Below are 18,700 nucleotides of genomic sequence, written 5' to 3'. Positions count from 1 at the left end.
TTAAAACTCTCTTGATTCTAACCAGCTGTGTAATATTTTATTAAATTCATCAGGATGTTCCATCATAGCTGCATGACCACATTTATCTATCCAAAACAAATCAGAATCGGGTAGTAATTCATGGAACTCGTCAGCAACTTCTGGAGGTGTTACATTGTCATTTTTACCCCAAATAATACAAGTAGGTGTATGCATTTTTGGTAAGTCTTTTGCCATGTTGTGTCTAATAGCACTTTTTGCAATTGCCAATGTTTTTATAAGCTTATTTCTATCATTTACAGTTTCATATACCTCATCTACTATCTCTTTTGTAGCCACTTCAGGGTCATAAAAAACATCTTGAGCTTTTTTCTTAATCACCTCATAATCACTACGCTTTGTATATCCACTGCCCATAGCACTTTCATATAGGCCAGAGCTTCCGGTTATGACGAGACCTTTTACTTTTTCAGGATAAAGTTTTGTGTGGTATAAACCAATATGACCGCCTAGAGAATTTCCTAGTAATATAACCTCATCAAAGCCTTTAAATTCTATAAAATCTTTAAGGTAATTGGCAAAACTCTTTACGTTAGTCTTAAGTAAAGACATAGTATATATAGGTAATTCCGGAATAAGAACTTTATAACCTTTATTGCTGAAAAAGTCAGTAACACCATCAAAATTACTTAGTCCACCCATAAGTCCGTGAAGGACGATAATAGGGGTTCCTTCGCCAACTTCAATGTATCTAAAATCCTTTTCTTCCTTTAAAAGGTGTGCCATGCATTAGTTAGTATAGTTAAAAACAAATATAGTTAAATACTTGGGATTTTAACTTTAATATCCTGTAGCATTTTTATCAATATTCTAATGTTTCAATCATCATATAAACACTGATTTTAGTCGATAAATAGAAAACTTATCAACAAAAGTGGTAAAATGTGGTAAAATGTGGGTAATTTTTCAATATATTTGATTTTAAAATTGTTTTGTAACCTTTTTTGACCCAATAGATTGAACGCATTGATAGGAACATACGAAGTAAAAGCAGATGCCAAAGGAAGGCTTATGCTGCCAGCTGTTTTAAAAAAACAGTTGGCTCCTGTTATGCAATCTGGTTTTGTGATTAAGCGTGCAGTTTTTCAGCCTTGTCTAGAACTTTATCCGATGCCAGAATGGGAAAAATTGATGCAAAAAGTAAATAAGTTAAACCGTTTCAATAAAAAAAATGATGCTTTTATTCGACGCTTTACTGCGGGAGTAAAAGTTGTAGAGGTAGATGCAACAGGTCGTTTGCTTATCCCAAAAGATTTACTGTCGTTTTCTGGAATTGTTAAGCAAACCGTACTGGCATCGGCTGTAAATATTGTTGAGATATGGGATAAGGACAAGTATGAGAAAGCTATTGATGATGCAGCATTAGATTTTGCAGATTTAGCTGAAGAGGTTATGGGACAAGATGATGCGGTAGATGGAATATCATAATGCAGTTTTATTAAAAGAAACAGTTGATGGTTTAGACATAAAGCCAGATGGTGTTTACGTGGATGTCACTTTTGGAGGTGGAGGTCATAGTCAAGAAATATTGAATAGGCTTGGTCCAGATGGAAAATTATATGCATTTGATCAAGATACAGATGCTTTAAATAATGCTATTGATGACCATAGGTTTACACTCATAAATGAAAACTTTAGATATATCAAGCGGTTTTTGAAGTTTTATGGTGTAAAGGAAGTTGACGGTATTCTTGCAGATTTTGGTGTATCGTCACATCAATTTGATGTTGCGGAACGTGGTTTTTCAACAAGGTTTGAAGCGGACTTAGATATGAGAATGAATCAGGATAATGAGCTGTCTGCTTTTGAAGTTGTTAATACTTATGATGAAGAAGAGCTAAAGCAAGTGTTTTTGCAATATGGTGAGTTAAGACAAGCGCCAGCAATGGCAAGAGTGATTGTTGAAGAAAGAGAAAATGCAGAGATAAAAACGAGTGAGCAATTAAAGATAGTCTTAAAGCGATTTTTAAATCATAGGAAAGAAAATAAAGTGTTGGCTCAGATTTATCAAGCGATAAGAATAGAGGTTAATCAAGAAATCGAAGTACTAAAAGAATTGTTGCAGCAAACACCACAGGTTTTAAAAGTTGGTGGTCGTTTGAGTTTTATCTCCTACCATTCTTTAGAAGATAGACTGGTAAAACGCTATATAAGAAACGGAATGTTTGAGGGTGAACCAGAGCGGGATATGTTTGGAAATTTTGAAGTACCACTAAAGAAGGTTGGAGGGCTTATTGTCCCAACAAAAGAGGAAATAAAAATTAACAATAGAGCACGAAGTGCTAAACTCAGGATAGCAGAGAAATTGTGAAAAAAAGTATCTACAGCATATTAAGAGGTACATTTCTAATCAGTGATGATTCGTTCAAAAATTGGCGGGTCATTCTTTTTATTTCTGGGCTAGCCATAATCATGATTGCTAGTGCGCATAGTGCTGACAAGAAAGTTTATGAAATATCGAGAATGAGCAATGAAGTAAAGGAGTTGCGTTCAGCATTTGTAGACGGACGTTCCAAACTCATGAGATTAAAAATGGAGTCAACCATTGTAAAAAAAGTAAAGGAAAAAGGATTGGAGATTTCAACAACTCCTCCAAGAAAAATAAAAATTAAAGCACAAGAATAAGCTTTGGCAACAACAGAAACCAACATATTAAACAGATTGTACTTCGTCGCAGGCTGTATGTTTGTCTTTGCACTTGCCGTAGTTTTTAAGCTGTGTACTATTCAGTTTATTGATGGGGATAAGTATCGTGCCATGGCACAAAAGCGATCTATAAAGCCATTCGATATTCCAGCTAATCGTGGTAATGTGTATTCAGCTGATGGAAGTCTTTTAGCTACATCTATCCCTAAGTATAATATTGCTATCGATGCAGTAACATCTTCAGAAAAAAATTTCAAAAAGTATATCAAACCTTTATGCGATTCATTGGCAGTTTTTACTGGTAAGTCTTCGGGAAGTATTGAGCAGAAAATTAAGAAAGCAAGAAATACAAAGGATCAATATTTATTATTGCTCAAAAATTTATCCTATTCAGAATTTATTCGTGTTCGAAATTTTCCACTTTTTGAGTTGGGCTCTATTCGTGGCGGTTTTGTCTATGATCAAATCACAAAACGAGAACATCCAATGGGAGGTATTGCAGAACGTTCAATAGGTTATGAGCGTATAGATGAAAACGGCTATGCAACTCGTGTTGGAATTGATGGGGCATTTGGTAAAGATTACTTAAGAGGTGAAAACGGTAGACGTTTAAAACAGCGTATAGGTAAAGGTGAATGGAAGCCTTTAAGAGACGCCAATGAAATTGAGCCTAAAAACGGTTTAGATATTTATACAACAATAGATGTAAATATTCAAGATATAGCTCACCATTCATTGTTGGGGCAACTTGAAAAATATGAAGCAGAACATGGTTGTGTTGTAGTTATGGATGTAAAAACAGGAGAGGTTAAAGCCATTTCAAACCTAGGAAGAAATAAAAACGGAACATATTACGAGCGTCTTAATTATGCCGTTGGCGAAAGTCACGAGCCAGGTTCTACATTTAAGGTTATGGCTATGATGGCGGCTTTAGAAGATAAGGTTATTGATACATCAACGGTTGTAGATACAAAGAATGGACGTAAAATGTTTTATGGCAGGCCAATAAATGATTCTGGAGCAGGTCATGGAAAAATCTCAGCGGCTAAGGCTTTAGAAGTGTCTTCAAATATTGGTTTAGCTACTATTATTGATGATAATTATAAAAATAATCCTGAGAAATTTTTAAAAAGACTTCGAGCTTGGAGATTAGATAAAACCTTAGGTGTTTCTATCATTGGAGAAGGTGAGCCGGTAATCCCAAAACCTGGAGATAAGATTTGGAGTCGTAATGCATTGCCATCGATGGCTTATGGGTACAATATGCAATTAACACCACTTCAAACATTGGCTTTTTACAATGCGATTGCAAATAATGGACAATTAATCAAACCTAGATTTCTAAGAGCAGTAAAAGAGTTTGATAGAGAAGAAGAGGTTTTTGATAAAGAAGTACTTGTCAATAAAATATGTTCGGATAATACACTTGCAAAAATCAAGGACATTCTAAAAAATATAGTTATTAGAGGAACTGGAGAGAGATTGTATTCTGAAACATTTTCTATGGCTGGTAAAACCGGTACAGCAAGAACAGATTATGCAAACTATGAAGAATGGCGAAAAGACCGAAAGTATGTATCATCATTTGCTGGGTATTTTCCTGCAGAAAACCCAAAATATTCTTGCATTGTTGTGATTCATAAGCCAAGTACAAAGGTTGGTTATTATGGTGCAGATGTTTCTGGGCCTGTTTTCAAACGTATTGCGCAAAAGATTTATACAGATACGCCTTTAATAGACGAGATACAATCTGTAGACTATAAAAACCCTGAAGTTGTTCAGGATTTTGAAAAATTCAATTCAGTTTCCAATACCTATAAAACGATTATGCCAGACTTAATAGGTATGCCAGCTATGGATGCCATTGCTTTTCTTGAAAACATGGAGGTTAATGTAAAAGTAAAATTAAATGGAAGCGGAGTTATTAAATCGCAATCTATTGCAAAAAACATAAAGTTAAAGTCTAACCAAACAATTGTTCTGGAAGCATCTTGAAAATTTTAAAAGACATATTGTACAAGGTTACTATTAATGCTGTTGTAGGAAGCACAAGTGTTGAAGTGAATAAAATTGAATTCGATTCTCGAAATGTGAAATCTAATGACATTTTTGTAGCTATTATTGGCGCAGTAGCTAACGGACATGATTATATATCCAAAGCCGTCAGCGATGGTGCTCGTGCTATTGTTTGTCAAAAATTACCGGACGATTTAGTTGATAATGTAACATATATAGAAGTAGAAAATTCTAGTCAAGCATTAGCCTTTATGGCTGCTAATTACTATGAAAATCCTTCTGAAAATTTAAAGTTAGTCGGTACAACAGGAACTAACGGAAAAACTACGGTTAGTTCCTTATTGTACCAGTTGTTTAAAAAAGCAGGCTACAAAGTAGGCTTACTATCTACTGTAAAAGTTATGGTAAATGATGCTGAGTATAAGGCGACACACACAACACCAGATTCATTAACTATAAATAAGTATTTACAATTGATGAATAATGAAGGTGTTGAGTTTTGTTTTATGGAAGTGAGCTCTCATGGTATACACCAAAGTAGAACAGAAGGTTTGTTTTTTACAGGCGGAATTTTTACTAATCTGTCTCATGACCATTTAGATTATCATACTTCATTTGCAGAATATAGAGATGTCAAAAAAGCTTTTTTTGATGGCTTGCCAAAAACAGCATTTTGTCTAGTTAACACTGATGATAAAAATGGTGTGGTAATGATGCAAAATACCAATGCAAAGAAATACACATATGCATTAAAAACCTACGCAGATTACAAAGCACAAATTTTAGAGAATCAGTTTGGAGGATTGTTGTTGAAATTAAATGAAAATGAAGTTTGGACAAAACTAATAGGCAGTTTCAATGCTTATAATTTATTAGCCATTTATGCCACTTCAGAACTATTGGGTCTAGACAAAGAAGAGAGTTTAAGGTATATAAGTGAGCTGGAAAGCGTAAGCGGCCGTTTCGAATATTTTGTTTCAGAAGAAAAAATAACGGCTATCGTTGATTATGCCCATACACCAGATGCATTAAAAAATGTATTAGAGACTATAAATGCTATCCGTACAAAAAATGAAGAGTTAATTACAGTTGTTGGTTGTGGAGGCGATAGAGATGCAGCAAAGAGACCAAAAATGGGACATATAGCATCGGCCTTAAGCACCAAGGTCATTTTTACAAGTGATAATCCAAGAACAGAAAATCCACAATCTATAATTGATGCTATCGAATCAGGAGTAGAGCCTCAGAATTACAAAAAAGTGGTTTCAATTTTAGATAGAAAGCAAGCGATAAAAACTGCATGCCAAATGGCACAGCCTAATGATATTATTCTTATTGCTGGCAAAGGACACGAAACGTATCAAGAAGTAAATGGTGAACGCACCGATTTTGATGATTATAAAATAGTAGGAGAACTATTAAACCAATTGCAAAAGTAAAACTATGTTATACTATCTATTCGATTATTTAGAAAAGCAGTTTCAATTTCCTGGAGCAACACTCTTTGGGTATTTAACATTTAGGGCAGCTATTGCTATGATTTTGTCTTTGCTTATCTCAATTGTATATGGAAAGCGAATCATTAGGTTTTTACAAAAAAAACAAGTTGGTGAGACGATTAGAGATTTAGGTTTGGAAGGTCAAGCAGAAAAAGCTGGTACGCCAACAATGGGTGGTTTAATCATCATCTTGGCAACATTAATCCCGGTATTATTACTGGCTAAAATTGCAAATATCTATATCATCCTGTTAATTGTAACTACACTTTGGATGGGTGCAATAGGCTTTCTGGATGACTATATCAAAAAATTCAAAAATAATAAAGAAGGTTTAAAAGGGAAGTTTAAAGTTTTAGGTCAAGTTGGCTTAGGTATTATCGTAGGCGTAACATTATATTTTCATCAGGATGTGACAATGAAGGAGAAGCTGCCTATTGAGCAACAGAAAGTTTTACTTGCCGAAAACCCAGATATAGAAGCTTCAAAATTATTTACAGCTGAAGAAAAGTCTACCAAAACAACAATTCCATTTGTAAAAAATAACGAATTTGACTATGCAGATTTAATCACTTGGATTAGCCCAAGTTTAGGAAAATATGCTTGGCTTATTTTCATCTTGGCGGCAATCATTATAATAACTGCTGTTTCGAATGGTGCTAATCTTACCGATGGCATTGATGGTCTCGCCGCAGGTACATCTGCAATAATAGTTCTCACTTTAGGGATTTTTGCGTGGGTTTCAGGTAATATCATTTTCTCAGAATATCTGAACATTATGTACATCCCAAGAGTCTCTGAGATTACAATTTACATTGCAGCATTTGTTGGTGCTTTAATAGGCTTTTTGTGGTACAATACCTATCCAGCTCAAGTATTTATGGGTGATACAGGGAGTTTAACTATTGGAGGAATTATTGCGGTAATAGCTATTGCGACGCGTAAAGAATGGTTAATTCCAATGCTGTGCGGCATATTCTTGGCAGAAAACTTATCGGTAATCATGCAGGTAAGTTATTTCAAATACACAAGAAAGAAATATGGAGAAGGCCGACGCATTTTTAAGATGTCGCCTCTGCATCATCATTATCAAAAATCAGGATATCACGAAAGTAAAATAGTTACAAGATTCTGGATTATCGGAATCCTACTAGCCATTTTAACCATCGTGACATTGAAAATTAGATAGATGAAAAGGCTTGTGATTCTTGGTGGAGGAGAAAGTGGTGTTGGGACAGCACTGTTAGGAAAAGCAAAAGGATACGATGTTTTTGTTTCGGATAAAGGAGAAATAAAAAAGAAGTATAAGGACGTTCTTAGACATAATGAGATTACATGGGAAGACAAACAGCATACAGAATCAAAAATTCTGAATGCAGATATCGTAATGAAAAGCCCGGGAATTCCAGATAAAGTGCCTTTGGTAAAACAAATTCGCGAAGCTGGCATACCTATTGTTTCTGAAATTGAATTTGCTTCAAAATACACTGATGCAACTTTGGTTGCAATTACAGGAAGTAATGGTAAAACAACAACAGCAAGTCTAGCATATCACTTATTAAAACAAGATTTAGATGTTGGTTTAGCAGGTAATATTGGAGATAGTTTTGCAAAGCAAATTCTGGAAGAAGATTACAATAACTATGTGTTAGAAATTAGCAGTTTTCAGTTGGATGACATTAAAGATTTTAAGCCAAAAATTGCAATACTAACCAATATTACACCAGACCATTTGGATCGCTACGATTATAAGTTTGAACACTATATCGCTTCAAAATTTAGAATAGTAGAAAATCAGACCGAAGACGATTTTTTCATTTACGATGCTGATGACCCAGTTATAGAAGACTGGATGAAAATAAATACCATTAAATCTCAAAAACTACCATTTTCATTAACCAAAATAGTTGAAAATGGCGCATACATAAAAGACGAAGAAATAATAATAACAATTGATAATAATCAAATAACTATGCCAATAAAAAAACTAGCATTAGACGGAAAACATAACGTTAAAAATGCAATGGCTGCATCAACAGCCGCTCACCTGCTTAAAATTAGAAAGCAGACCATTAGGGAAAGTTTAGAAAACTTTCAAGGTGTTGAACACCGCCTAGAAAATGTACTCAGAATTAATAAAGTACAATACATCAATGACTCCAAAGCTACCAATGTAAATGCAACTTATTTTGCTTTAGAAAGTATGCAAGCACCGACGGTTTGGATTGTTGGTGGCGAAGATAAAGGCAATGATTATAGAGAGCTTTTTCCGTTTGTAAACGAAAAAGTAAAAGCCATTATCTGCCTTGGGGTTGATAATGCAAAATTGATGGAAACTTTTGGGAATATGGTCGATGTAATTATCGAAACGCAGTTTATGAGCGAAGCCGTAAAAATTGCATACAAGATTGCAAGTGCTGGCGACAATGTACTATTATCTCCAGCTTGTGCAAGTTTCGATTTGTTCGAAAATTATGAAGATAGGGGACGTCAGTTCAAAGATTCGGTTCGTAAGTTATAATAGATAAATGCAAGCATTGTTTCAAAATATAAAAGGTGATAGGCTCATTTGGGCAATAGCAACTTTGTTGGCTATTTTCTCATTTTTGCCTGTCTATTCAGCAGCTAGTAATTTGGCATATACTGGCGGCTCGGGTAACACTTTTGCTTATTTGTTGAAGCACTTTATGCATTTGTTTTTAGGCTTTGCAATAATGTATGGTGTACATAAAATACCATACAGATATTTTAGAGGCTTGTCTATGGTAATGATACCTGTGGTTATTGTACTGCTTGTGGTTACTGTTTTGCAAGGGACAACAATTGATGGGGCTAATGCGAGTCGATGGATTAAGATTCCGATAGTAAATATGTCCTTTCAGACATCAACGCTAGCTTCGGTAGTTTTAATGGTGTATGTAGCACGCTATTTGTCAAAAATTAAGGATAAGAAGGTATCTTTTAAAGAAACCATCTTACCATTGTGGATACCTGTTTTTATAGTTTTAGCTTTAATATTACCAGCTAATTTTTCAACCACAGCAATTATATTTTTAATGGTTGTCTTGTTAACCTTCATTGGTGGTTATCCTATTCGTTATTTAATACTAATAATAGGGTCAGGTATAATGGCATTGGTGTTCTTTGTTCTAGTAGCAAAATCTTTTCCAGATGTAATGCCAAATCGTGTAGACACATGGATGAGTAGGGTCGAAAACTTTGCTAACGGAGAAGATACCGTCGAAGATTATCAGATTGAAAACGCAAAAATTGCTATAGCAGTTGGTATTAAACCTTTAGGACCAGGTAAGAGTATTCAAAAAAACGTCCTGCCACAATCATCATCAGATTTCATTTTTGCAATTATTATTGAAGAATACGGATTGTTCGGTGGCTTATTTCTCTTGGTAATGTATTCGTGGTTGTTGTTCAGAATTGTAATTGTATCTCAAAAATCTGACACCATTTTTGGTAAACTTTTGGTACTTGGTGTAGGCCTGCCAATTGTGTTTCAAGCGTTAATTAATATGGCTGTGGCTGTAGAGCTGTTTCCTGTTACAGGGCAAACATTACCATTGATAAGTAGTGGAGGAACATCAATTTGGATGACATGCATGGCAATAGGAATCATATTAAGTGTTAGTGCAAAACGTGAAGAAATAAAAGCGCAAGAAGGTCAAGAAATAGAAGATAATCCCTTAGATATTTTATCAGAAACTATTTAAAAAAATTGAACAAGAGTCAACAGACATACAAATTCATTTTATCAGGCGGTGGAACTGGTGGACATATTTATCCTGCAATAGCCATTGCTAATGAATTAAAATCACGTTATGATAACTCTGAGTTCCTTTTCGTAGGTGCAAAAGACCGTATGGAAATGGAAAAAGTACCGCGAGCTGGTTATAAAATTGAGGGGCTTTGGATTTCAGGTATTCAACGAAAACTGACGTTAAAGAATTTAATGTTTCCTTTTAAGCTAATGTCTAGTTTATTTAAGTCAAGACGAATTATTAGCAAGTTCAAGCCTGATGTAGTTATAGGAACAGGAGGCTTTGCAAGTGGTCCTTTGTTGCAAGTTGCAAACTCCAAAGGCATCCCAACATTGATTCAAGAACAGAATTCATATCCAGGAATCACTAATAAATTGCTAAGCAAAAAGGCAAATAGTATTTGTGTTGCATATGAAGGTTTGGAGCGCTTTTTTCCTAAAGAAAAAATTGTTTTAACGGGCAATCCAATCCGAAAAGATTTAATAGAAATTAAAAGTAAAAAGGCTTCAGCTTTAAGTGAATTTGGTTTGGATGAAAACAAATTAACGCTTCTTGTTTTAGGAGGAAGTTTAGGTGCAAGACGCGTAAATCAACTCATAGAAAGTAAACTCGATTTTTTCAAAAATCATGAGGTACAACTTATTTGGCAATGCGGAAAATTGTATCAAGAACAATACAGTAAATATAATGCTAATGATAATGTGCAAGTGCATGCGTTTTTAAATACTATGGATTTGGCTTATGCAGCGGCAGATATCATTATATCAAGAGCTGGAGCAAGTTCTGTGTCTGAACTTTGCGTGGTTGGTAAGCCAGTAATTTTTATTCCATCGCCAAATGTAGCTGAAGACCACCAAACAAAAAATGCACAAGCAATTGTGGATAAAGATGCTGCAATTCTGGTAAAAGAATCGCAACTCGATTCTGATTTTAATAAGGCTTTCGAGCAACTTCTAAAATCAGAAGACACTAGAAAAACTCTAGGAGCAAATATTAAAAGACGAGCATTAGTTAATGCAACAAAAGATATAGCAGACGAAGTAGAAAAGCTTTTGAACGTAAATGAACAGTAAGGAAAATATTTATTTCATTGGGATCGGCGGTATAGGCATGAGCGCTTTAGCGCGCTATTTTGTGGCTAATGGAAATAAGGTTGCTGGTTATGATAAGACACCTTCGGACATTACAAAGACTTTAGAAAATTTAGGTATTACAATTCATTTTAAAGATGATGTAAATGCTATTCCTACTGAATTTAAAAACCAATCTTCAACACTTATAGTTTATACACCAGCAATTCCAAAATCACATTCAGAATACAATTACTTTTTAGATAATGGTTTTGAAGTCAAGAAGCGTTCAGAAGTTCTTGGTGATATCACAAAAAACACATTCTGTTTTGCAGTTGCAGGTACGCATGGGAAAACTACAACTACAAGTATTCTTGGTCATTTACTCAATGAATGTGAGGTAGATATGACCGCCTTTTTGGGAGGAATTAGCGAAAATTATAATTCAAATCTTATCATAAACGGGACTAAAGTTACAGCAGTAGAAGCTGATGAATTTGACCGTTCGTTCTTAACACTTTCTCCAGATTACGCCTGTATTACATCAATGGACGCAGACCATTTAGATATATATGGAGACGCATCAGAATTGACAAAATCTTTTGAAGAATTTACAAAAAAAATAAAGCCAAGCGGAAAGCTATTTGTTAGAAATGGTTTGCCGATTAAAGGAATAACATATGGCATTGAAGATAATTCAGACTATGCCGCACAAAATATTAGAATAGAAAATGGGACATACATTTTTGATGTAAAAACACCAGAAGCTATTTTAGAAGATTTCAGATTTAACCTACCTGGTAGACATAATTTGTCTAATGCATTGATAGCATTGGCGATGTCTGTAGAATACGGTCTCCCTCGACCACAGCTCGCCAAAGCTTTAGCATCCTACAAAGGTGTTAAGCGCAGATTTACTTACCAGATAAAGACTGATGATTTAGTATTTATTGATGACTATGCGCATCATCCTGAAGAAATTAATGCAGTACATCAAGCCGTGCGAGAAATGTATCCAAATGAGAAGGTTTTGGCTGTATTTCAACCACATTTATTTTCAAGAACTAAAGATTTTGCTGATGAATTTGCAGAAGCCTTATCTCAGTTTGATGAGATTGTATTATTGGACATTTATCCTGCAAGAGAATTACCAATTGAAGGTGTAAATTCTTCATGGTTATTAGAGAAAATTTCAAATCCTAAGAAAGTATTAATTAGCAAAATAGAGTTAGTAAAAACTATAAAAGCGAGTTCCGCTAAGGTTATTTTAACTATTGGAGCTGGTGATATCGGAGAAGAAGTGAAAACAATTAAAAAAGCATTGAGCATTGCGAGTTAATTATGGCTACATAAAAGTGTTGATTTTACTAGTGATAGTAGGGTTTTTGTATGCATTTACAAATGCTAGGAATAAGTCTAGAGTTATCGCTAAACCTAATGTAGAATTTGTAGGTTCTGACAATCTATTTTTGACACATGACAATGTTAGTAAATTGTTAATACAAAATCCGAGTGGTCTTAATAACGACAAAAAAGATATTATAGATTTGAATGTATTAGAATCTGCCCTAAATTCTAATCCGATGGTTAAAAATGCTGAGGTCTTTATGTCCGTAAATGGTGAGCTTTCAGCAGAAATCGAGCAAAAAAGACCTATAGCAAGAGTGCATACAAACGCTTCATATTATGTAGACGATGAAGGGTCTTATATGCCTTTGTCAGCAAATTATTCAGCGAGAGTGCCACTTGTAACAGGTACGGTTTATAAAACCAAGCTAGATAAAATTTATAAAATCGCTAGAGTTGTAGATGAAGACGAATTTTTAAAACAGCATGTTATTGAAATCCGTCAAGATGCAAATCAGAATATAAGTCTAAGATTGCGTAAATACGATTTTAGCATAAAAATGGGAAGCCTAAATAAGCTTCATAAGAAGATAAATAATTTTAAGGCTTTTTATAAAAAAGCAATAAAGGATAAGACAATAAACACGTATAGTAGTGTAAACTTAAGGTTTGATAACCAAGTGATATGCACCAAAAAATAGATTATGGAAGAGCATAATATTTCGGTAGGATTAGATATTGGAACCACAAAGATTGTGGCGATGATAGGCCGCAAAAATGAATACGGGAAAGTAGAAATTTTAGGTGTTGGAAAATCTAAAAGCTTAGGTGTGCATCGTGGCGTAGTAAATAATATTACGCAAACAATTCAATCTATTCAGCAGGCTGTTCAAGAGGCAGAAGCTGCTGCTTCTGAGAAAATATCAGAAGTTACTGTTGGTATTGCAGGACAGCACATCAGGAGTTTACAACATAGTGATTACATCACTAGAGCAAATTCTGAGTTGGTAATTGACGAAGCAGATATTGATAGACTTATTAACCAAGTACACAAATTGGTTATGCTTCCAGGTGAAGAAATCATCCATGTGCTACCACAAGAATTTAAAGTTGATGGTCAAGCTGAAATCAAAGAACCAATAGGGATGTATGGTGGGAGATTAGAGGCTAATTTTCATGTTGTAGTTGGTCAAGTGTCTTCAATAAGAAACATTGGTCGCTGTGTAAAAAGTTCGGATTTAGAATTAGAAGGTATAACACTAGAACCTTTAGCTTCTGCAAATGCAGTATTGAGCCAAGAAGAAAAAGAAGCAGGTGTCGCGTTGATTGATATAGGTGGTGGAACAACAGATTTGGCAGTTTTTAAAGATGGTATTATTCGCCATACTGCAGTAATTCCTTTTGGAGGTAATGTTATTACTGAAGACATCAAGGAAGGTTGCTCGATAATAGAAAAGCAAGCGGAATTATTAAAAATGAAATTCGGTTCAGCCTGGCCTGGAGAAAATAAAGACAATGAAATAGTGTCTATTCCTGGCTTAAGAGGTCGTGACCCAAAAGAGATTACGTTGAAAAACTTGTCTAAAATTATTCATGCAAGAGTCGTAGAAATCATAGAGCAGGTTTATGTAGAAATAAAAAACTACGGACACGAGGAACAAAAGAAAAAATTAATTGCCGGTATTGTTTTAACTGGTGGTGGAAGTCAGTTAAAACACTTAAAACAATTAGTAGAATATATTACAGGAATGGATACCAGAATCGGTTATCCTAACGAACATTTAGCTGGAGGAAGTGATGAAGAAATTGCAAGTCCTCTATTTGCAACTGCTGTTGGTTTGGTGATGGATGGCTTAAAACGTCAAGACCGAAAAATGGCAGAAGAAGCAGTTGAAGAAACTGTAAATGAAAATGAAGCTAGTGAAGAAGACATAAAAGAAGTTGTTAACGAAGTACAGAAAGAGCGCCGCTCGTTCTTAGATAAACTAACTGAGCGTGTTAAGGACTTTTTAGACAACGCAGAATAGTAAAAAATATATAATTAATCAATCCAAAAAATATAAAACCCCATAACAAAGTTAATATGAGCAACAACAACGAATTTGGGAATATTGCTTTCGACTTACCAAAAAATCAATCCAATGTTATTAAAGTCATTGGTGTTGGAGGAGGCGGAAGCAATGCCATAAATCATATGTTTCAACAAGGTATCAAAGGTGTAGATTTTGTAATCTGCAACACTGATGCTCAAGCCCTACAAAATAGTGGTGTTCCAAACAAAATTCAGTTAGGTGTCAATCTTACCGAAGGTCTTGGTGCAGGAGCAAATCCAGATGTTGGCGAGCAATCAGCAGTTGAGAGTTTAGAAGACATCAGGCGCATGCTAGATACCAATACAAAAATGGTATTCATTACAGCAGGAATGGGTGGTGGTACCGGTACCGGGGCTGCGCCAATTATAGCAAAGATGGCACGTGAGTTAGATATCCTAACCGTTGGGATAGTAACAATGCCGTTTCAGTTTGAAGGAAAAATGCGTAACGAGCAGGCTCAACGTGGTGTCGAAAAACTAAGAGAGCATGTAGATTCTCTTATTGTAATAAATAATAATAAACTTCGTGAGGTTTATGGTAATCTTGGTTTTAAAGCTGGATTCTCAAAAGCAGATGAAGTATTATCAACAGCTTCTAGAGGAATTGCTGAAGTTATAACACATCATTACACACAAAATATTGATTTACGTGATGCTAAAACGGTATTGAGTAAAAGTGGTACTGCAATTATGGGTTCAGCTACAGCTTCAGGGCAAACTAGAGCTCAAGAAGCTATTATGAAAGCATTAGACTCTCCATTATTAAACGATAATAAAATTACTGGAGCTAAAAACGTATTGTTGCTTATCGTTTCTGGTTCTCAGGAAATTACTATTGATGAGATAGGAGAAATCAATGATCATATCCAAACAGAGGCAGGACATGGCGCTAACATTATCATGGGTGTTGGAGAGGATGAATCTTTACAAGAATCTATTTCCGTAACTATTATTGCAACAGGTTTTGATATTGATCAGCAAAACGAAATTTCTAATACAGAAGCTAAGAAAGTTATTCATGCATTAGAAGATGATGATTATAAAGAAGATGTAGAAGTTCAAGGTATCGAACCAGCAATTATTACACCAGACATTGTTTTAGAGAATGAAGTTGAAGCACCAATTATTCATACTTTAACTGAAGATGATTTTGAAGAAGAAACACCAGTTATTGAGAATGAACTCATAAAAACAACAGAGGCTATTAGAAATATAAATGTTATTTATGATGAAGTTTTAGATGCTAAACCAGTAACTGAAGATGATTTTATAATTACACCAGTTCAGGAAGTAGAAACTGAGGTTCAGGATGAAAAAGAGGAAGAACAGATTACGCTAACTTTTGATTTGCCGTTATCTCAATTTGATGGCGAAAAAATTGAAGAGCCAGAAACCGGAGATGAGAAAATGTTATTTCAGCTTGAAGAAGAAGTTAAAGACATTGATGTTACAGACCCAATAGAATTAATTTCTGTGACAGAAGTTAATGAAGAAGGAGAAAAACGTTATGCATTAGACGATTTTTCAACTTCTGAAACAGGAACGTCAACACAAGCAAAAACGGAAAAAGAGGTAAAAGAAGAGATTGTTTTCGAAAAGAAAACACTTCCAGTTGAAGAAAAAGAAGAGGAAGTTTCGGGAGAAATAGACCCAATGAATAGCCCAATTTCCGAAATCTTAAAAGCTAGAGCTGATGAACGTCGCAAGAAGATGAAAGATTTTAACTATAAGTTTAATAATGCAAAAATTGACGAAATAGAAAAAGAACCTGCATATAAAAGACAAGGCGTAAATCTTGAAGACACTCAGCATTCTTCAGAGACCAACGCATCACGTATGTCTGTAGGAACTGATGATAACGATGATATACAATTAAGAAGTAACAATTCTTTTTTACATGATAATGTCGATTAATGGTTAATCTATTGAAGTACTAATTAAGTACATTTTTAAACCCGAAAAGCCCCTCAGCTTTTCGGGTTTTGTTTTAATAGTTTAGTATCTTCGCAATCCATATAAATAATACGATTATGAGTTTACAAGCAGATATAATGACCGCAATGAAAGCCGCAATGAAAGATAAAGATCAAACGGCTTTAGCAGCATTAAGAGCAGTGAAATCCGAAATTTTATTAGCGCAAACATCTGGTGGCGATGGCAAATTAACTAATGACGATGAAATAAAAATCTTATCTAAATTGGTTAAGCAGCGTAAAGATAGTGCTGCGATTTTCACAGAACAGAATAGAAACGATTTGGCTGAGCCAGAATTAGCTCAAGCAGAAGTTATAAGTCAGTTTTTGCCAGAGCAATTAGATGAAGCAACTATTACTGCAGCTGTAGAAAAAGCAATTGCAGATACTGGTGCAGTTGGTATGAAAGACATGGGTAAAGTTATGGGCATTGTCAATAAACAATTGGCAGGCCAAGCCGATGGTAAAACCATTTCTACTATTGTTAAGGCTAAATTAATGTCTTAAATAAGTTTTTTGAGAGTATTGTCACCTTGAGCGCAGTCGAAAGGTCTCTCATATGGCCTCGTAGTTCAACTGGATAGAATATCAGATTTCGGCTCTGAGGGTTGGGGGTTCGAATCCCTTCGAGGTCACAAATAAATAGTTTAATAAGAAAAAACGCCAAGTTTACTTGAGCGTTTTTTTGTTTAGACTATTTTCAAAGCGGAGCCTTGAGGAATGTTTGGAGCAAATCCAAATTATTAATCTTGTAATATTAAGATTACGCCAAGCACACTTGAGCATTTTTGTTTGATAAGAGTATATTTCTTACTTATTTTAAAAGGCTTTATATTTACAAATAACAATGTCCCAAAATCTTATGACTAATTCTAGTCTAATCTTCAATATATTTTTTTTATCAATAATTGGATTATTTGTGTTGAAGTATACATTTCGTTTTATAGAGCAATCTTATGCTGAATCTAAAAAGAAACCTTTGATGCTAAATTTTGTTCTTTTTAAAAAGAGCTTAACTAAAGAACAAGTACGAATTTTAGAAAAACAGTTTACATTTTATAGTAGGTTGTCTCATAAAGAACAATTAATCTTTAGACACCGTGTAGCAACATTTATTAATAATAAGAGCTTTTATGGGAGAGATGGTTTGGAATTAACAGACGAGATAATTGTATTAATATCAGCTACTGCCGTAAAATTAACTTTTGGATTTAGAGATTATTCCTTATCTATCATAAAAGCAGTATTAGTCTATCCAGAGGCTTTTTATTCTAAAATTAACGAACAATTACATAAAGGAGAGGTTAATCCTATGTTAGGTGTTTTAGCATTATCATGGAAAGATTTTAAACAAGGTTATGATATTGCTAATGATAACTTAAATCTTGGTATTCATGAGTTTAGTCATGCCATACACTTAAATAGTTTTAAAAATAATGATATCAGTTCATTGATTTTTAGAGATGGTTTTAAGGCTTTAAAAAGATATTTAAAAGAGAATGAAACCAAAAGACAAGAATTAATTTCTACCAAATACTTTAGAGCATATGCATATACAAATGAATATGAGTTCATGGCTGTATTAATTGAATGTTTTATTGAAACACCAGATGAGTTTAGGACTATCTTTCCAAATATTTATAATACAGTAAAGGAGATGCTAAACTTCAATTTTGCAGATTATTAGAGCTAGTTAGTTCCAAGTATTTTATGTTTCATTCCCTATAAAAGCTGTTTTAAGACAGGAAATCGGACTTTTATGGCATTTAATCGATTATTTTTTAAATATTTCTATATATTGGAGGCTATTAACCCTTAAAATCTAAAAATTATGCCAGGAATAATTAATGTTACTATTTCTCAAATTGATGACGGAGAAAATTTTCAAAGTCCAGAAACCCCTTTAGCATATTGTAGTTCTCTAGCTGAGGGTGCAGTTAATGTAACAGTCATTGCCCCGTTTCATAATAACGTATATGCAAATCAAGCGCCATCAATAGAGGTGTCAGCAGTAGAAGATGGCAATGATGTATCCATTACGCCAATATATAATCATAGTATTCCACTAAGTACTGTATATACACAAGTAATCAAAATTTCATTTACTTTGACAGGCCCAGTTTTAGATGGTAATGGTAATGTAGTTATTAATATTTCTGTTGATGAAGAAGGTTTGCCAGTAACCAATCCAGGGGAATTGGGTGATCCAGTACGTAAGACAAAAGTAATTACTAACGGCGGAGGCTAA

At 34.4% G+C, this 18,700-nt stretch carries 17 protein-coding genes and 1 tRNA gene; 17 read left to right on the top strand and 1 reads right to left on the bottom strand.

The features are described from left to right. Complete coding sequence (locus tag Q0770_RS01895; protein ID WP_299113435.1) at window positions 1-765, bottom strand: alpha/beta fold hydrolase; 765 nt, start codon at window positions 763-765, stop codon at window positions 1-3. Between the two features lie 231 nt (window positions 766-996). On the opposite strand from Q0770_RS01895, the gene mraZ reads away from it, so the two are divergent. The 17 genes from mraZ (at window position 997) to Q0770_RS01810 (ending at window position 18,700) form a co-directional block, all read left to right on the top strand. Then, a complete protein-coding gene (gene mraZ, locus Q0770_RS01890) occupies window positions 997-1,467 on the top strand; it encodes a division/cell wall cluster transcriptional repressor MraZ (protein WP_188373599.1) in 471 nt (156 codons plus the stop codon). Continuing rightward, complete coding sequence (gene rsmH, locus Q0770_RS01885) at window positions 1,454-2,350, top strand: 16S rRNA (cytosine(1402)-N(4))-methyltransferase RsmH (protein WP_299113429.1); 897 nt, start codon at window positions 1,454-1,456, stop codon at window positions 2,348-2,350. The genes mraZ and rsmH overlap by 14 nt, the downstream gene beginning before the upstream one ends. Next, a complete protein-coding gene (locus tag Q0770_RS01880) occupies window positions 2,347-2,664 on the top strand; it encodes an FtsL-like putative cell division protein (RefSeq protein ID WP_299113427.1) in 318 nt (105 codons plus the stop codon). The genes rsmH and Q0770_RS01880 overlap by 4 nt, the downstream gene beginning before the upstream one ends. Window positions 2,665-2,721: 57 nt before the next feature. Then, window positions 2,722-4,680: a penicillin-binding protein gene (locus Q0770_RS01875; RefSeq protein ID WP_299114057.1), complete on the top strand. Its 1,959-nt coding sequence runs from the start codon at window positions 2,722-2,724 to the stop codon at window positions 4,678-4,680. Continuing rightward, window positions 4,677-6,140, top strand: a complete 1,464-nt coding sequence (locus Q0770_RS01870; RefSeq protein WP_299113425.1) for a UDP-N-acetylmuramoyl-L-alanyl-D-glutamate--2,6-diaminopimelate ligase — start codon at window positions 4,677-4,679, stop codon at window positions 6,138-6,140. The genes Q0770_RS01875 and Q0770_RS01870 overlap by 4 nt, the downstream gene beginning before the upstream one ends. A 4-nt stretch (window positions 6,141-6,144) precedes the next feature. Continuing rightward, a complete protein-coding gene (gene mraY, locus Q0770_RS01865; protein WP_299113423.1) occupies window positions 6,145-7,386 on the top strand; it encodes a phospho-N-acetylmuramoyl-pentapeptide-transferase in 1,242 nt (413 codons plus the stop codon). Next, window positions 7,387-8,718 (top strand): UDP-N-acetylmuramoyl-L-alanine--D-glutamate ligase, encoded by a 1,332-nt coding sequence (gene murD / locus Q0770_RS01860; RefSeq protein WP_299113421.1) that lies wholly within the window; start codon window positions 7,387-7,389, stop codon window positions 8,716-8,718. It abuts the gene before it with no gap. Window positions 8,719-8,725: 7 nt separating this feature from the next. Further along, entirely contained in the window at window positions 8,726-9,922 is a 1,197-nt protein-coding gene (locus Q0770_RS01855) for an FtsW/RodA/SpoVE family cell cycle protein (protein ID WP_299113419.1), read from the top strand. A 5-nt stretch (window positions 9,923-9,927) separates the two neighbouring features. Then, window positions 9,928-11,043, top strand: a complete 1,116-nt coding sequence (gene murG, locus Q0770_RS01850) for an undecaprenyldiphospho-muramoylpentapeptide beta-N-acetylglucosaminyltransferase (protein WP_299113417.1) — start codon at window positions 9,928-9,930, stop codon at window positions 11,041-11,043. Then, window positions 11,033-12,379 carry a UDP-N-acetylmuramate--L-alanine ligase gene (gene murC, locus Q0770_RS01845; protein WP_299113415.1) on the top strand — a complete coding sequence of 449 codons (1,347 nt, stop codon included), beginning with the start codon at window positions 11,033-11,035 and terminating at the stop codon, window positions 12,377-12,379. Before murG ends, murC begins: the two co-directional genes overlap by 11 nt. After that, on the top strand, window positions 12,369-13,088 hold the full coding sequence (locus tag Q0770_RS01840; protein WP_299113413.1) for a cell division protein FtsQ/DivIB: 720 nt from the start codon (window positions 12,369-12,371) through the stop codon (window positions 13,086-13,088). The genes murC and Q0770_RS01840 overlap by 11 nt, the downstream gene beginning before the upstream one ends. Window positions 13,089-13,091: 3 nt before the next feature. Next, window positions 13,092-14,414, top strand: a complete 1,323-nt coding sequence (ftsA, locus tag Q0770_RS01835; RefSeq protein ID WP_299113411.1) for a cell division protein FtsA — start codon at window positions 13,092-13,094, stop codon at window positions 14,412-14,414. Window positions 14,415-14,470: 56 nt separating this feature from the next. Next, window positions 14,471-16,393 carry a cell division protein FtsZ gene (gene ftsZ / locus Q0770_RS01830; RefSeq protein WP_299113409.1) on the top strand — a complete coding sequence of 641 codons (1,923 nt, stop codon included), beginning with the start codon at window positions 14,471-14,473 and terminating at the stop codon, window positions 16,391-16,393. A gap of 116 nt (window positions 16,394-16,509) precedes the next feature. Further along, complete coding sequence (locus Q0770_RS01825; protein WP_299113407.1) at window positions 16,510-16,959, top strand: GatB/YqeY domain-containing protein; 450 nt, start codon at window positions 16,510-16,512, stop codon at window positions 16,957-16,959. 54 nt (window positions 16,960-17,013) lie between these two features. Then, a tRNA-Arg gene (locus Q0770_RS01820) sits at window positions 17,014-17,087 on the top strand. 284 nt (window positions 17,088-17,371) lie between these two features. Then, window positions 17,372-18,139, top strand: coding sequence for a zinc-dependent peptidase (locus tag Q0770_RS01815; RefSeq protein WP_370454709.1), 768 nt, complete (start codon window positions 17,372-17,374; stop codon window positions 18,137-18,139). Window positions 18,140-18,283: 144 nt separating this feature from the next. Further along, window positions 18,284-18,700, top strand: a complete 417-nt coding sequence (locus Q0770_RS01810) for a hypothetical protein (protein ID WP_299113403.1) — start codon at window positions 18,284-18,286, stop codon at window positions 18,698-18,700.

The organism is uncultured Winogradskyella sp., assembly GCF_947501905.1.
In the GTDB taxonomy this organism is placed as follows: Bacteria; Bacteroidota; Bacteroidia; order Flavobacteriales; family Flavobacteriaceae; genus Winogradskyella.
This window is presented reverse-complemented; position numbering and strand designations above follow the sequence as displayed.

Bases quoted from the DNA above. Each gene is read 5' to 3' on its own strand.
- Q0770_RS01895 (WP_299113435.1), bottom strand. From the start codon at position 765: ATGGCACACCTTTTAAAGGAAGAAAAGGATTTTAGATACATTGAAGTT.
- rsmH (WP_299113429.1), top strand. From the start codon at position 1,454: ATGGAATATCATAATGCAGTTTTATTAAAAGAAACAGTTGATGGTTTA.
- Q0770_RS01875 (WP_299114057.1), top strand. From the start codon at position 2,722: ATGTTTGTCTTTGCACTTGCCGTAGTTTTTAAGCTGTGTACTATTCAG.
- mraY (WP_299113423.1), top strand. From the start codon at position 6,145: ATGTTATACTATCTATTCGATTATTTAGAAAAGCAGTTTCAATTTCCT.
- murD (WP_299113421.1), top strand. From the start codon at position 7,387: ATGAAAAGGCTTGTGATTCTTGGTGGAGGAGAAAGTGGTGTTGGGACA.
- Q0770_RS01855 (WP_299113419.1), top strand. From the start codon at position 8,726: ATGCAAGCATTGTTTCAAAATATAAAAGGTGATAGGCTCATTTGGGCA.
- murC (WP_299113415.1), top strand. From the start codon at position 11,033: ATGAACAGTAAGGAAAATATTTATTTCATTGGGATCGGCGGTATAGGC.
- ftsA (WP_299113411.1), top strand. From the start codon at position 13,092: ATGGAAGAGCATAATATTTCGGTAGGATTAGATATTGGAACCACAAAG.
- ftsZ (WP_299113409.1), top strand. From the start codon at position 14,471: ATGAGCAACAACAACGAATTTGGGAATATTGCTTTCGACTTACCAAAA.
- Q0770_RS01825 (WP_299113407.1), top strand. From the start codon at position 16,510: ATGAGTTTACAAGCAGATATAATGACCGCAATGAAAGCCGCAATGAAA.
- Q0770_RS01810 (WP_299113403.1), top strand. From the start codon at position 18,284: ATGCCAGGAATAATTAATGTTACTATTTCTCAAATTGATGACGGAGAA.